This is a genomic window from Klebsiella sp. JN_Kp122 (genome assembly GCF_040062085.1).
Taxonomy (GTDB): domain Bacteria; phylum Pseudomonadota; class Gammaproteobacteria; order Enterobacterales; family Enterobacteriaceae; genus Klebsiella; species Klebsiella aerogenes.
Genome location: NZ_JBEAHW010000020.1, coordinates 209,218 through 222,527 on the forward strand (window position 1 = coordinate 209,218; position 13,310 = coordinate 222,527).

11 protein-coding genes are annotated in these 13,310 nt (G+C 59.0%); 4 read left to right on the plus strand and 7 right to left on the minus strand.

Annotation, left to right across the window (positions count from 1 at the left end):
* Window positions 1-25 precede the first annotated feature (25 nt).
* The 3 genes from ABLU78_RS09645 to ABLU78_RS09655 all read right to left on the minus strand — a co-directional run bounded on the left by ABLU78_RS09645 (window position 26) and on the right by ABLU78_RS09655 (window position 3,857).
* The gene (locus ABLU78_RS09645; protein WP_048228489.1) at window positions 26-802 is read right to left on the minus strand and encodes an SDR family oxidoreductase; all 777 of its coding nucleotides are present in this window, start codon (window positions 800-802) and stop codon (window positions 26-28) included.
* An 88-nt stretch (window positions 803-890) separates the two neighbouring features.
* Window positions 891-2,624, minus strand: a complete 1,734-nt coding sequence (locus ABLU78_RS09650; protein ID WP_048228495.1) for an arylsulfatase — start codon at window positions 2,622-2,624, stop codon at window positions 891-893.
* A gap of 45 nt (window positions 2,625-2,669) precedes the next feature.
* Window positions 2,670-3,857, minus strand: a complete 1,188-nt coding sequence (locus ABLU78_RS09655; RefSeq protein WP_048228496.1) for an anaerobic sulfatase maturase — start codon at window positions 3,855-3,857, stop codon at window positions 2,670-2,672.
* Between the two features lie 424 nt (window positions 3,858-4,281).
* Here ABLU78_RS09655 and ABLU78_RS09660 point away from each other — a divergent pair, with 424 nt between their 5' ends.
* The 3 genes from ABLU78_RS09660 to ABLU78_RS09670 all read left to right on the plus strand — a co-directional run bounded on the left by ABLU78_RS09660 (window position 4,282) and on the right by ABLU78_RS09670 (window position 7,388).
* Window positions 4,282-4,965 carry a LuxR family transcriptional regulator gene (locus ABLU78_RS09660; RefSeq protein WP_015367829.1) on the plus strand — a complete coding sequence of 228 codons (684 nt, stop codon included), beginning with the start codon at window positions 4,282-4,284 and terminating at the stop codon, window positions 4,963-4,965.
* A 117-nt stretch (window positions 4,966-5,082) separates the two neighbouring features.
* Entirely contained in the window at window positions 5,083-6,276 is a 1,194-nt protein-coding gene (locus ABLU78_RS09665; protein WP_048228497.1) for an MFS transporter, read from the plus strand.
* Window positions 6,273-7,388, plus strand: coding sequence for a class II histone deacetylase (locus ABLU78_RS09670; protein ID WP_015367827.1), 1,116 nt, complete (start codon window positions 6,273-6,275; stop codon window positions 7,386-7,388). The genes ABLU78_RS09665 and ABLU78_RS09670 overlap by 4 nt, the downstream gene beginning before the upstream one ends.
* Window positions 7,389-7,394: 6 nt before the next feature.
* On the opposite strand, the gene ABLU78_RS09675 is transcribed toward ABLU78_RS09670, so the two are convergent.
* From ABLU78_RS09675 to ABLU78_RS09690, 4 genes are all read right to left on the minus strand, one after another.
* Window positions 7,395-7,988 carry a DUF3156 family protein gene (locus ABLU78_RS09675; protein WP_047038943.1) on the minus strand — a complete coding sequence of 198 codons (594 nt, stop codon included), beginning with the start codon at window positions 7,986-7,988 and terminating at the stop codon, window positions 7,395-7,397.
* Window positions 7,966-9,465 carry an APC family permease gene (locus ABLU78_RS09680; RefSeq protein WP_348820468.1) on the minus strand — a complete coding sequence of 500 codons (1,500 nt, stop codon included), beginning with the start codon at window positions 9,463-9,465 and terminating at the stop codon, window positions 7,966-7,968. The genes ABLU78_RS09675 and ABLU78_RS09680 overlap by 23 nt, the downstream gene beginning before the upstream one ends.
* Before the next feature lie 374 nt (window positions 9,466-9,839).
* Window positions 9,840-10,205, minus strand: coding sequence for a cupin domain-containing protein (locus ABLU78_RS09685; protein WP_047464956.1), 366 nt, complete (start codon window positions 10,203-10,205; stop codon window positions 9,840-9,842).
* Window positions 10,206-10,218: 13 nt separating this feature from the next.
* Window positions 10,219-11,520: an FAD-binding oxidoreductase gene (locus ABLU78_RS09690; protein WP_020079404.1), complete on the minus strand. Its 1,302-nt coding sequence runs from the start codon at window positions 11,518-11,520 to the stop codon at window positions 10,219-10,221.
* Between the two features lie 158 nt (window positions 11,521-11,678).
* Between ABLU78_RS09690 and ABLU78_RS09695 the strand changes: the two genes are divergently transcribed.
* Window positions 11,679-13,163, plus strand: coding sequence for an aldehyde dehydrogenase family protein (locus tag ABLU78_RS09695; RefSeq protein WP_048228499.1), 1,485 nt, complete (start codon window positions 11,679-11,681; stop codon window positions 13,161-13,163).
* Window positions 13,164-13,310: the final 147 nt, after the last annotated feature.

Sequence of the window (13,310 nt, forward strand, 5' to 3'; positions counted from 1 at the left end):
GTGAGCTCCTGAGTAGAGTAGGGCGTTAAGTAAACGCCAGCGTTGGAACATCGACGATGCTGGAACCGCCATCGGCGACCAGCGTCGCGCCGCTGATGATGGCGGCCTGCGGAGAGCAGAGAAACTGACAGGCCCGGGCTATCTCCTCGGGGCTGGCGGGGCGGCGTAGCGGAACGTCGCGGCACACCCGTTGATAGGCTTCGGTAAGCGACAGCCCGTGTTCCTGCATCAGTGGGATCATCTCTTCATCCGCCATCGGAGTGGTGACCCAGCCGGGACAAATCGCATTGGCGCGGACGCCCTGCGGGCCGTAATCGCGGGCGATGGAGCGCATCAGGCCAATTAACGCGTGTTTGGCGGTGACATAGCCACAGGCCTGCGGCCCGGCAGCGAGCGAGGCGATGGAGGCGACAAACAGCACATTGCCGCGGCAGGCAATCAGTGAAGACAGGCAGGCGCGCACGCTGACGAAAGCGCTGTTTAAATTCGCGTCCAGCGCCTCGCGCCATTGGCGATCGCTGGTATCGGCGGCGGCGCTATTGCCCATGCCGCCGGCGCTGCAGATGAGTACATCAATACCGTGAGTCTGGTCGAGAATCGGCGGTAGCAGCCGTTCCCGCCAGACGTCGCCGTCGGCGGCATCGCCCACCAGCGCCGTCGCACCGGTTTCAACGGCGATCTTGTGTAGCGGCGCTTCACGTCTGCCGGTAATAAACACCCGATCTCCCGCCGCGCTCATCAACCGAGCGCAGGCGGCGCCGATCCCGCTTCCGCCTCCGGTAATCACCACGACTCTCGCCATCCGCTCTCTCCTGTAATGGGGTTCAGGATTACCTTAGAAAGCGAGTCTACTTCCGGCTATCGCCCGGAAGAACGATAACCGGGTTCGTTTATTTGCCCTCGCTCACAGGAATGGCTTGCGGCGCGGGCACCGGCTTCATGGTCGCCGGATCGACCGCCAGATAACGCCCGGTTTTGTTATCGATACCGACATAATCGATCATCTTGCCCTGCGCTTTGGTAACCATGGTGCGCTTAGCAAATGCCTCGTAGGCGTCGCTCATGGCTTTGACCCGGTCGGCATGTTGGGCCGCGATATCGTGCGTTTCCAGCGGATCGTCATGCAGGTTAAACAGCTGCCACGGCGCGTCGCCGGCGCTGAGGCCACGAGGTACCAGCCGTCGCAGCTTCCATTCGCCATCGACCCAGGCCGCCTGATTATGCAATTCGACCCCGTAGTTGCCGCGCGGCGGCTGCTGGACTTCGCCGGTCAGATAGCGCTTAAAGCTGACGCCAATCATCGGCAATACGGGTTTCTTAGCCAGCGATTTGTTGGGATCGATGCCGGCGAATTCGTATAGCGTCGGCGCCACGTCGTACACCGCCATCGTTGAGGCGTCGATTTTACCGCGCCGGGTAATGCCGGGGCCGGAGATCATAAAGTCGGTATTGATGCCGCCCTGGGCGCTGGTGGTTTTGTGATAATTGGCGTAAGGGGCGTTGCTGACGTTGGCCCAGTGGGGGCCGTAGGAGACAAAGGATCCTTTGCGGCCCACGTTGTCATAGCTGTTATCGAACTGCTTCCAGAATTCGGGAGTAGATTCGTAATAAAAACCCTGTGCCGGGTTGGCGCCGTTATCGGTTAAAAACACCAGCAGGGTATTTTTATCGCGCCCGGTTTGTTTCAGCGTCTCCATCAGCGTGCCGATTTGCGCGTCCATATTGGCGATCATCGCCGCATATACCTGCATCACTTTCGCCGTGTATTTCTGCTGCTCTGGCGTTAGCGCTTCCCACTCTTTATCCAGCTCCAGATGCGGCAGCGGGGTATCGTCATGAATAATTCCCAACGCTTTCAGGCGGGCGATGCGCTGGCGATAGACCTCGGCGTAACCCTGCTCATACTGGCCTTTAAAGCGCTTAATCCACTCGTCCGGCGCCTGCAGGGGGTCATGAGGGGCGGTGAAAGCCAGCCAGGCGAAGACCGGCTGCTCCTTCGGCGTCGCTTTAATCCAGCTATTCATCTGGCGGGCGTAAGCTTCGCTGGAGTAAAAATCATCCGGCAGGGAGACGCGCTCGCCATCGCGGGTATAGTAAGTGTGGAACGCCTCGACGGTTCCGAGCGGTATCGCATCGTTAAAATGGCTGGTGCCGCCGCCCATAAAGGCGAAGGAGTGGTTAAAGCCACGATCTTTCGGCGTGGCGCCGGGAACAAAACCGAGATGCCATTTGCCGGCCATCAGCGTGTTATAGCCGGCATCTTTAAAGCGCTCGGCCATGGTGGTGACGCGGTCGGTCAGCCGCAGCTCGTAACCCTCCTTGCCAATGGTGCTGTCGTACCACCACATGCCGCCCATCCCGGCCTGCTGGTTACTGTTGCCGGTCAACAGCATCGAACGCGCCGGGGCCGACATCGGCGAGGTGTAATACTGGCTCATGCGGATACTTTGCTCCGCCATGGCCTGCAGGTTAGGGGTGGGGATCTCACCGCCGAAGGGGCTGATATCGGAATAACCCATATCATCGGCGATAATCACGATGACGTTTGGATGCTCATTCTGCGCGCCGTGCGCGCCGCCGGCGAGGATCATGCTGACCGCCGCGGCCATGGCTTTTTTGTTCACGACTGACTCTCCTGTTCATAGTGGGACAACCATCAGGGCAAAGGGCTACGCGGGATGCGCGGCCCCAACAAACGCGGCCCGCCAGGCTTTCAGGCCGTTAAGGTCGCGGGAAAAGGGGCGTACTGGCGCGAGGATTTCGCTAAAGAAACGGTAATAACCGCCGCAGAGGCGGTTGTTGCCAGCGGCGTTGAGATGCGTGGGGCAGCCGCCCTGGCAGACCATTTTTACGGAGCAAGTCTGACATTCGCGGCGCTGGCTTTTTTGCTGGCCGAAAGGGAGCTGAACTGAAGCGTCAACTGCGGCGGCAAGCGTCTGCTCGTCAAGGCGACCCAGCCGATGTTCGGCATTGATCAGATGATCGCAGGCGTAAAGTTGTCCATCCGACTCCATCACCAGATTGCTGCCGCAGCGGGCGCTATGCACGCAGCTGCCGCTGGTATGGGTAAAGTATTGCGCCCATGCCTGTTCGATATTGATGACGAATACCCGCCCCATATCGCAGCGCTTTTGCCACTGTCGCCAGATACCGACCATAAAACGCCCCCAGTTATCGGCGCTGAGCTGATAACCCTCACGCAGCGCGGCGCCTTCGCTCATTAGCGGCTGGAACTGCAGATAGCGCGCGCCAAGCGTGACCACCCGGTCATAAATCGCCGCCGCGTGGGCGGCGATTTCGTTATGCACCACTACCAGCAGATTAAACTCCACCTGATGCTGGTGGAGCAGGGCGATACCGCGCAGCGCAGCCGGCCAGGAAGCCTGCCCGCGTTTATCAGGACGATGGTGGTTTTGCAGCGCTTCGCTACCTTCGAGGCTGACGCCGATAATAAAGCCATGTTCGCGGAACAGCCGGCACCAGGCGTCGTTGATCAGCGTCCCGTTGGTCTGCAGGCTATTGCTGATGGTTACGCCATCAGGGGCGTAGCGCTGCTGCAGGGCGAGCGCTTTTTTATAAAAACTTAACCCGGCCAGTAGCGGCTCGCCGCCCTGCCAGACAAAGTTGATTTCCCGCGCGCTGGCGGGCTGGGCGGCAATATAGCGGCGGATAAACTGCTCCAGCCGCGCCTCGTCCATCTTCCTGACCGGCGTTTCATCCTGCGGGTAGTAGCAGTAGCGGCAGGCGAGGTTGCAGGCGGGACCAATCGGTTTCATCAGAATATGAAACGGCAGCGATGAGCGCGGTTCAACGGCCAGCGGAATTTGCTGCTGGCGTAAGGCGGCGATATTCAGCATCGGCTTATCCTCTATTAATTGCTGGCCTGGGCGGCATATTTGGGCAATAGCAAGTCAGGCGTAATCCGTTGATTAAGCCGCGGCGTTAAATTATCGACATCCTTTTTAGGGTATAAATGAAAAAATGCAAAAAACTATCGTTCTTAAGGATGAGATCGGACCTGCCAATATAAGGGTTTTTAATCCTTGCCGGAAAATAACGCGTAATGTTAATAACTTTTGTTTATGTTTTAACGCCGCTACGTTAACAGATAGCAGGGGGATTTTTAAATGCTTTAAATAACAATGTATTGATGAAAAATTTGTAATGGATATCACATTGTTAACATGTTAATGATTGTGTTACTTAAATGTGAAATGTATGCTTCATCTTACTCTGGTAATCCGCGTGTTACGCACCACCACCTTGACGGGGGGAAATATCATGTCTGCTTTATTAAAAGCCAGTCGTAATGATGCGATAATAGCCCGTTGTTTACAGACTATTTCACAGTTAATTCCACTGTCTTCAGCGGTTTTTTATCGAGTAAATAATCGTTTAAAACCTGAAAACTATATATTGCATAATATTTCGGATAATACACACCAACAATATCTGGAGAGCTTCCAGCCGTTGGATCCACACCTGCCGGCGCACTTTAGCCACCAGAGTACGACCATGGCAGCGATGACGCCGCGACTCTGTGACCGCAACCGCCATTACTATCATGAATTTATGTTGCCGAATAACGTACGCGACATGACCGAAATCTTTATTCGCCGCGAACGGCGGATCGTTGCCGGTATCTCGCTGATGCGCGACGTGCCTTTTTCCAGCGAGGAACGACTGCGGGCCCAGGCGGTACTGCCTTTGGTGGAACTGGCTATTCGCGATTTCCTGCAGGAAGAGGATGAACTCCCTGCCATCCTGACGGCCAAAGAGCGCGAAATCGTCGGCATGGTGCGTGAAGGCGCCAGCAACAAGCTGATTGCCCGCCAGCTGGATATCTCGCTCTCGACGGTGAAAACCCACCTGCGCAATATTTTCGCCAAGACCGAAGTCGTCAACCGGACTGAACTCGTTTCCCGAACCTGGATGCCTGCCGCTCAGCGTACGCTGCATCTGTAATCTGACTATCGCATCCCGCGCGCGCCGTGGCAGCACGGCGTTTTCCTGATGCCTGTGGGTATCACTCCCTGGATAACCGTCCGGGGGGAGGCTTTTTTGACTGGAGCACGCCCTACGATGTCGAGTACACCTCTTTCTGAAAATACCCTTTCCCGGCCTGACGGGCTGGTGGTGTCGCTGCGTTTGCTGGCGGCGATTGTTATTTTCGCCGCCATTGCGCCGGGGATTTTAATGACCGCGCCGGCGGTGGCGGCGCAGCTGGCCAGCGAATGGCACCTTAAACCAGGACAGATCGGCTGGCTATTTTCGGCGGAGCTCGGCGCGATGAGCCTGGCGACGCTCCCGGCGTGGTGGTGGATGAACCGCCTCGACTGGCGGCGGGTGGCACTCGTCGCCTGCGCGGTATTTCTGCTCGCTAACCTTGCTTCGGCGGTGGTAACTCAGTATGCGTCGCTGCTGGCGGTACGCTTTATTGCTTCCCTGGCGGGCGGCACGCTAATGATTTTGTGCATCAGCTGCGCGGCGGGAACGCCGAATCCATCGCGGGTGTACGCCTTCTGGGTACTGGGGCAGCTGCTGTTAGGCATGCTTGGCCTGCTGGTGTTGCCCGGCCTGTTCGTGACCTTTGGCCTGAAGGTTGTTTATCTGATTCTCGCCGCCATCATGCTCTGCTGTTTGCCGCTGGTTTCCGCCTTCCCGTCGTGTTTTCAAGCGCGATCGGCTTCCCATCGCCAGCCGCCTGCGGCGTCGTGGCGAAAGGCGCTGGCGGTGCTCGCAGTTCTCACCTTCTATATCAGCCTCAGCGCGGTATGGACCTTTATCGGCACCATCGGCAGCGGGGCGGGGTTGAGTCCGACACAGGTCGGTCTGGTGCTGGCGGCGGCGACGGTGTTCGGCATTATCGGCGCAGGCGGCGCGGCGCTGCGCGGTACTCATCGCCCGGACCGGCTGGCGGTGTGGCTGGGATACGCGCTGCTGATCGCCAGCGTGCTGTTACTGACGGGCCATCCGCTGCTGGTGCGTTACGCCATTGCGGCGCTGCTGTTTAAGTTCACCTGGACATTCGTGCTGCCCTTTATCCTCGCTCGCGTGGCCGCGCTCGATAATAACGGCCGGTTGATGAACAGCATCAATCTGGTGATCGGCGGCGGAATGGCCGCCGGTCCGGCGCTCGCGGGGGCCTTACTGCAACACTTCGCCAGCGCCAATCCGCTGCTGGCGGCGGCAGGCGCCTGCGCGCTGCTGTCGCTGATTTTGATTGCGGCGGCGGCGTCCGCCGGAAAAGGTTTAGCCAACGGGAGGATAGAGTGAAAAGAAAAACCGGTTTCTTCTTTGATGAACGTTGTTTCTGGCACAGTACCGGCCTGCACGCGGTAACGCTGCCGGTCGGTGGTTGGGTGCAGCCGCCGGCTGGCGGCGGCCATGCCGAGTCGCCGGAGACCAAACGGCGGATGAAAAACCTGATGGACGTCTCCGGGCTGACGCCGCAGCTGGAACTATGCAGCGCGGCGGCGGCGAGCCTTGAGGACCTGCGGCGGATCCATCCCGATAGCTATCTTGAGCGTTTTAAGGCAATCAGCGATAACGGCGGCGGCATGCTCGGCAAAGAAGCGCCGCTGGGGCCGGGGAGTTATGAAATCGCCTGCCTTTCCGCCGGACTGGCCTGTGCCGCCGTGGAAGCAGTGTTGAAAGGGGAGCTGGATAACGCCTATTCGCTGTCGCGGCCGCCAGGACACCACTGCCTGCCGGATCAGTCGATGGGGTTTTGTTTCCTCGCCAATATTCCCATTGCCGTTGAACGGGCGAAAGCGTTGCTGGGGCTCGGCAAGGTAGCGATTATTGACTGGGACGTTCACCACGGTAACGGTACACAGCATATCTATCTGCAGCGCGATGATGTGCTGACTATCTCATTGCATCAGGATGGCTGCTTCCCGCCGGGCTACTCCGGGGAGGACGATCGCGGCGTTGGCGCGGGCGAAGGTTACAACATCAATATTCCGCTGCTGGCCGGGGCGGGCGACGACAGCTGGCGCTATGCGCTGGAAACTATCGTCATTCCCGCGCTGGCGCGTTTTGAACCGGAGTTGATCATTGTCGCCTGCGGCTATGACGCCAACGCGATGGATCCATTAGCGCGGATGCAGCTACATAGCGACAGCTTCCGCGCGATGACCGAACAGGTCCAGCAGGCGGCGGATCGCCTGTGCGGCGGGAAACTGGTGATGGTGCACGAAGGCGGCTACGCCGAGTCCTACGTGCCGTTTTGCGGCCTGGCGGTGATGGAAACGCTGAGCGGCGTGCGCACCGAGGTTCAGGATCCGCTGCTGGAATTTATTCAGCAGCAGCAGCCGCGCGCCGCATTTGCGCAGTTCCAGCGCCAGGCCATCGATCGGCTGGCGCAGCAGTTTGGTCTGCTATAAACCACCTCAGCTTCCCCGCGGTGATGGCGGGGAAGTCAATGCTTTCTCTTCTGCGATTTGACCGCGCATCCACTGACTTACCGCCTGATTAATCATCGCCAGTACGCTGAGCAGCAGCATCCGCTGCTGCGCTTCGAGTTTCAGATAACGGCGCAGCGGCGGCATTTTACAGGCCACTTCGCTGGCGGCCCAGGGTTCAATGCAGCAGCGCCAGCCGCTATCGTCAAAGGTCAACGAAAAGCGGCGGTAGTCCAGCTCGCTTAAGGTCTGTTGGAGATTAGGAAAACCATTGAGATAGCCGGCGAGTTCCGCGCTCTCTTTACTGCCGATAAAACGGATTGGCAGGCGTTTTAGCCAGCCGGATTGGTGGGCGCGGATCTTGCCGCGAGCGGGCCGGGTAACCGGCCCCTCGACGACAAACTCGCAGCTGTGAATGCTGGCCATAAATAGCCGCTTCTGGCGCACGCTGAAGGTGACGGCGGTGACGTCGTTTAGCCGCAACATCGCGCTGCTTTCGCTCAGTTTTTCGCTCGGCCAGCCCGCTAAGTCGCGCTGCACCGCGTTCATTAATGGCGTTTCAAACCAGGGGACGGAGGACATCAGGCGTCATCTCCCCGCGGGTCTGTTTCTCGTAATTGCCGATAGCGCGCTCGACCACCTCTTCCACCTCCAGCGGCTTGAACGGATTAACGCGCTGTACGCACAGCGTCCAGAACAGGGCATAGGCAGCGGTCAGGCCGAGCATAATCCCGAACGGCACCAGCACCTCGCGGCTGTCCATTCCCGGTGGGGTAATATTCACGATCGCGATGATAATTCCGACGCTGGAGATAATCTGCGGTAGCGGGAACCACGGCGAGCGGTAGGCGCGCGGCAGGTCCGGGCGGCGAATGCGCAGCATCACCACCGACAGGGTGACCAGCAGATAGGCTACGCCCCAGGCGCAGACCGCGGCGAGGATCAGCGGCACGATGCGGTCCAGATCGCCGTTCAGGTACCAGGCGTGCAGGCAGGGGATGGCCACGCCGATGGCAATCGCGATCACCGGTGTTTTGAAGCGCGGATGCAGCCAGGTAAGAAAACGCGGCAGCGCGCCGTCCAGCGCCATACCGTAAATAATACGCGGCACCGCGGCCATCAAAGTATTAATCGTCGCGCAGCCCGCCAGCAGCAGGCCGACCCCGAGCCAGTACTGGCCGGCGTAGCCCATCACCCGCTCGGCGAAGGCCGGGATCGCCATCGGCGTGTCCAGCAGATGGATGTTATTCGCCGCATCGACCACCACGTTTTCCACCTGGCGGTTAATCGCCGCGCCGTAGATAAACATGCAGCTGGCGACGCCCAGTAAACCCAGCGCCATCGCCCGCGGAATGGTGCGGTGGGCTTTTTTGATTTCCGGCGCCATCGGCGTCACCAGTTCGCAGCCGACGAACATAAACATCGCCATGCCGATATAGCCGAACAGGCCGGAGATATCGCTAACGTTCAGCGGCGTGCCGAACCAGCCGGAAAGGTGAGTCACCGGCGCCATAAAAATGCCGCACAGGCCGAAAATGGTCAGCGTCGTCCACATGCCAAAGGTGAGCACCACTTCGACCTTGCCGAAAATTTCCACGCCAATGGCGTTCAGCAGGCCGAAAATGACCACCATACCGACGCCGACCATCCAGGTGTTTTGATGGGCGGCCATCTGCGCGTTGACCGATTCGAAGTTCACCAGCGCCATAATGCCGGCGAGAATGGTCTCCGCGGTGCCGGCGAAGATATGGACGATAAGATAGGCGCACAGCGCGCCGGTAATGGCGAAGAAGCGGCCCATACCGCAGGAGATATAGTCGTACACCGAACCGGTGGTGGGGATTAACGTCGCGGCTTCAGCGAAGGTAGTGACCTGCGCCTGCATCATAATAAAAGCCAGCAGTACCGCCAGCGCGAAGGTGTCGCCGCCCATGCCGAATCCGCTGGTGACCGTCAGGATCACCGGGCTTGCCATAATCAGCCCAACCGAGCTGGCGAGGGTCGTCGGAAAGCCGACGACGCCGCGTTCAAGATGGCTGGCGAGTCTGTTACTAAACATAGTCAACCTCTGCACAATGTAGGGGAGAGCAGGGAATAGCCAGCGCCACTCCCGGATAGTCATAATTTAGGCGGGCATCCTGCTCAACGAATATCGTCCGGAAGGTGGAGAGCAACGGGTGAATCTGTGACGTAGTCCATGAATGTGGCGGTTGATAAATAAAATAGCCCCGGAAAGCGGGGTCATCTGTCTTGCCACGTTGCGCGTATTTCTGCCGGGTGGCGGCTAGCGCCTTACCCGGCCTACGGTCCGTGCGGCCTGCCTTTAATTTGGCCTCAAAATCCCCGGTGGCGCTGCCGCTTACCGGGGCTACAGCGCTGTGCGATTTGGTAGCCCGGAGAAGGCGTAATGCGCCGCCGGGCATTATCAGCGTGTTAGCGCGTCTCGACGTTCGCCAGGTAGTGTTTGACGAAACGCGGGGTGAGGATTTTCCACTCCACTTCGGTACCCTGTTTGACAAACCAGCTGTCCCCCGGCGCGAAGCGCTGCGGCTCGCCGCCGGCGACGGTCAGCTCCACTTCGCCTTCCAGCACGGTGGCGTGTTCGGTAAACGGATAGGTCATGGTAAAGCTCCCCTCAGTGGACGAAAACAGTCCGCAGGTAAAGGCATCCTGCGGCTCGCCGTAGATCATCGCGACCGCTACCTGCGGGTCGCCGACGGTCGGCGTCGCGCCGAGCAGGCTGACGCTGCCGATCGGCTGCAGTTCAGGTACCGGGTGTTTGAGTTTAAAAGCGTGCATAGCGTTCTCCTGATTAACTCCGGCCTTTCCAGAAACCGGCGGTTTGATGCATCAGTTTTCCGGCGGTGACTAATAGCAAGCGCAGGCTGTCACGGCCGTGGATGGTCGCGTGGGGAATGCTGCTTAGCAGACGATAGCGGTCGGAACCGCCATTGATCCCTTCGGCGAGGATTTTGCACACGATGTGCGAGGGGGTGACGCCGAAGCCGGAGTACCCCTGGACGTAAAAGACGTTGTTATGGTCGCGTAAGGTGCCAATCTGCGGGAACAGGTTGGCGCTGCAGGCCATCGGCCCGCCCCAGGCGAAATCGATCTTCACATCTTTAAGGTACGGGAAGACCTCCGCCAGCAGCGTACGATTCCAGGCGGCGAAATCGTTCGGCGTATACTCCAGGAAACGGGTGGCGCTACCAAACAGCAGGCGGTTTTCGCGGGTGACGCGGTAGTAGTTAATCACCGGGCGAATATCGCTGAAGGCGCCGCGCAGCGGGCTGATGCGCTCGATCAGTTCATCGGAGAGCGGCTCGGTCGATACCTGATAAGAGTAGGTGACCAGCGTTTTGTTGTAGATCTCCGGCTCCATATTGTTGAGGAAGCTGTCGCAGGCCCACAGCAGTTTGGCGGCTTTAACGCTGCCCATCGCGGTGCGCACCTGCACCTGTTTGCCGTAATTCACCTCCACCACCGGTGAGGATTCGAAAATTTTCACCCCCAGAGAATGCGCGGCCTGTGCCGAACCAAGCAGCATATTGAGTGAATGGATCTGCCCGCCGCCCATATGTTTCAGCGCGCCGCAGTAGACCTCGGAGCCGACCACCTGCTGTACCTCTTTCCCGGTATACAGTTCGATCTCTTCATCCGGGGTGGCGGCTTTAAACTCCTTCTCCCACTGGCGTAGTGTTTTAAGCTGCCGCTGGTTATAGGCCAGGTAGCCGTAGCCGGGGACGAAATCGGCGTCGATGTTGTATTTGCGGATGCGTTCGCGAATGATACCCGCGCCGAGATTGGCGATTTTAAACAGCGTTTCCAGCCCCTCTTTGCCGACGTGTTTTTTTACCGCTTCGATATCATGGCCGATCCCAGCCATCACCTGGCCGCCGTTGCGCCCGGTGCCGCCATAGCCAAGATGGCGCGCTTCCAGCACCACCACGTTGGTGATCCCCTGTTCCGCCAGTTCCAGCGCGGTGTTAATGCCGGAGAAGCCGCCGCCGATAATCACTACATCGGCTTCGATATCTTCCCGCAGCGCCGGAAAATGGAGCTGGTATTTCTTCGTCGCGCCGTAGTAGTTCAGCGCATCGATTTTAATATTCATCGCGTTACCCTGTCGTCTTGCCTGGCTCAATGTCCTCATCACAGCACGCCGCGCGGGCGTTGAATATCGTCCGGAAGAATGACGTTCTTTAGAACGATGGGCGTCGCGGAACAACCGTGCTGTGATGGGCTAACTTTGCTGAAAAACGAGTGCTGACGATGAGCGAAATCACCTTACTGGCGGAAGTGACCGCCTTTTTACGCCAGCCGCACGGGCAGTTTATTGCCGGTCATCGGGAGGCGGGCCACGGCGCGCCGTTCGCGGTGATAAACCCGGCGACCGGAGAGTCAATCGCCGAGGTTACGGCGGCGGATGTCGATCAGGCGGACCGCGCCATGGAGAGCGCCCGCCAGGCGTTTAATCAGTGGCGCGAGATGCCGACGCTGGCGCGCGGCGCGCTGCTGCTAAAGCTAGCGGACACGCTGGCAGAGCATCGCGAAGAGCTGGCGCAGTTGGAAAGTCTCTGCTCCGGTAAAACCATCATGCTAGCGCGGATGCTTGAGCTGGAGCAGTCGGTGGCGTTTTTGCGCTACTTCGCCGGCTGGGCGGGAAAAATCACCGGTGAAACTCTGGATGTCTCGCTGCCGTCGATGGCCGGAGAGAAATATACCGCCTTTACCCGCCGCCAGCCGTTGGGCGTGGTGGTCGGCATCGTACCGTGGAACTTCTCGATTATGATTGCCATCTGGAAGATGGCGGCGGCGCTGGTCTGCGGCTGCACTATCGTCCTCAAGCCGAGCGAGTATACGCCGCTGACGCTGCTGCGGGTGGCGGAACTGGCGAAAGCGGTAGGTATCCCGGATGGCGTCATTAACGTGGTCAACGGCGCCGGCGGCGAAATTGCCCAACGCCTTATCACGCATCCGGCCTGCGCCAAGGTGAGCTTCACCGGCTCGGTGGCGACCGGGGAAAAAGTCCAGCAGTCGGCCAGTGCGTCAGGTAAACGGGTTACGCTGGAGCTGGGCGGTAAAAACGCCGCGCTGTTTCTCGATGACCTGACGCCGGAGGCCATGGTGAACGGCATTATCGAAGCCGGTTACCTCAACCAGGGGCAGATTTGCGCCGCCGCTGAGCGCTTTTATCTGCCGCAGGGCAAACTGGATGCGGTGCTGGCGCTGCTGAAAGACAGGCTCAGCGCTTTCGCGCCGGGGTCGCCGCTGGATGAACAAACGCTGATGGGGCCGCTGGCCAACCGCCAGCAGTATGACAAGGTCTTGCGGCTCATTCAGACCGCACGCGAAGAGGGGGATACCATCGTCTGCGGCGGCGAAGCGCTGCCCGGCGAGGGCTATTTCCTGCAGCCGACGGCGGTTAAGGTGCGCAGCGAAGAGAGCACCCTGATGCGCGAGGAGACCTTCGGCCCGGTATGCAGCTTTATTGGCTATCGCAGTGAAGAAGAGGCGCTGGCCCGAATTAATGCTTCGCCGTATGGACTGGCGGCCAGCGTCTGGTCGGATAATATCCGCCAGGCGCTGCGCTATTCGCAGGCCATTGACGCCGGGATCGTCTGGGTCAATATGCATACCTTCCTCGACCCGGCGGTGCCGTTCGGCGGCATGAAAGGATCGGGTATTGGCCGTGAGTTTGGTAGCGCGTTTATTGATGATTATACTGAACTTAAATCGGTGATGATGCGTTATTAAACCACAGGAATACCGGGATGCCGCTAATCACCATTAATTAGTGAAACATAAGACTTGCTGGTTATTATTATCTAACCCACCACCAGGCCGCCAAATAATAATTTGGTGGCCTTTTTGTTTACCTCGAATATACGTGCAAGGAAATTG

Bases quoted from the DNA above. Each gene is read 5' to 3' on its own strand.
- ABLU78_RS09645 (WP_048228489.1), bottom strand. From the start codon at position 802: ATGGCGAGAGTCGTGGTGATTACCGGAGGCGGAAGCGGGATCGGCGCC.
- ABLU78_RS09655 (WP_048228496.1), bottom strand. From the start codon at position 3,857: ATGCTGAATATCGCCGCCTTACGCCAGCAGCAAATTCCGCTGGCCGTT.
- ABLU78_RS09660 (WP_015367829.1), top strand. From the start codon at position 4,282: ATGTCTGCTTTATTAAAAGCCAGTCGTAATGATGCGATAATAGCCCGT.
- ABLU78_RS09665 (WP_048228497.1), top strand. From the start codon at position 5,083: ATGTCGAGTACACCTCTTTCTGAAAATACCCTTTCCCGGCCTGACGGG.
- ABLU78_RS09675 (WP_047038943.1), bottom strand. From the start codon at position 7,988: ATGTCCTCCGTCCCCTGGTTTGAAACGCCATTAATGAACGCGGTGCAG.
- ABLU78_RS09680 (WP_348820468.1), bottom strand. From the start codon at position 9,465: ATGTTTAGTAACAGACTCGCCAGCCATCTTGAACGCGGCGTCGTCGGC.
- ABLU78_RS09685 (WP_047464956.1), bottom strand. From the start codon at position 10,205: ATGCACGCTTTTAAACTCAAACACCCGGTACCTGAACTGCAGCCGATC.
- ABLU78_RS09690 (WP_020079404.1), bottom strand. From the start codon at position 11,520: ATGAATATTAAAATCGATGCGCTGAACTACTACGGCGCGACGAAGAAA.
- ABLU78_RS09695 (WP_048228499.1), top strand. From the start codon at position 11,679: ATGAGCGAAATCACCTTACTGGCGGAAGTGACCGCCTTTTTACGCCAG.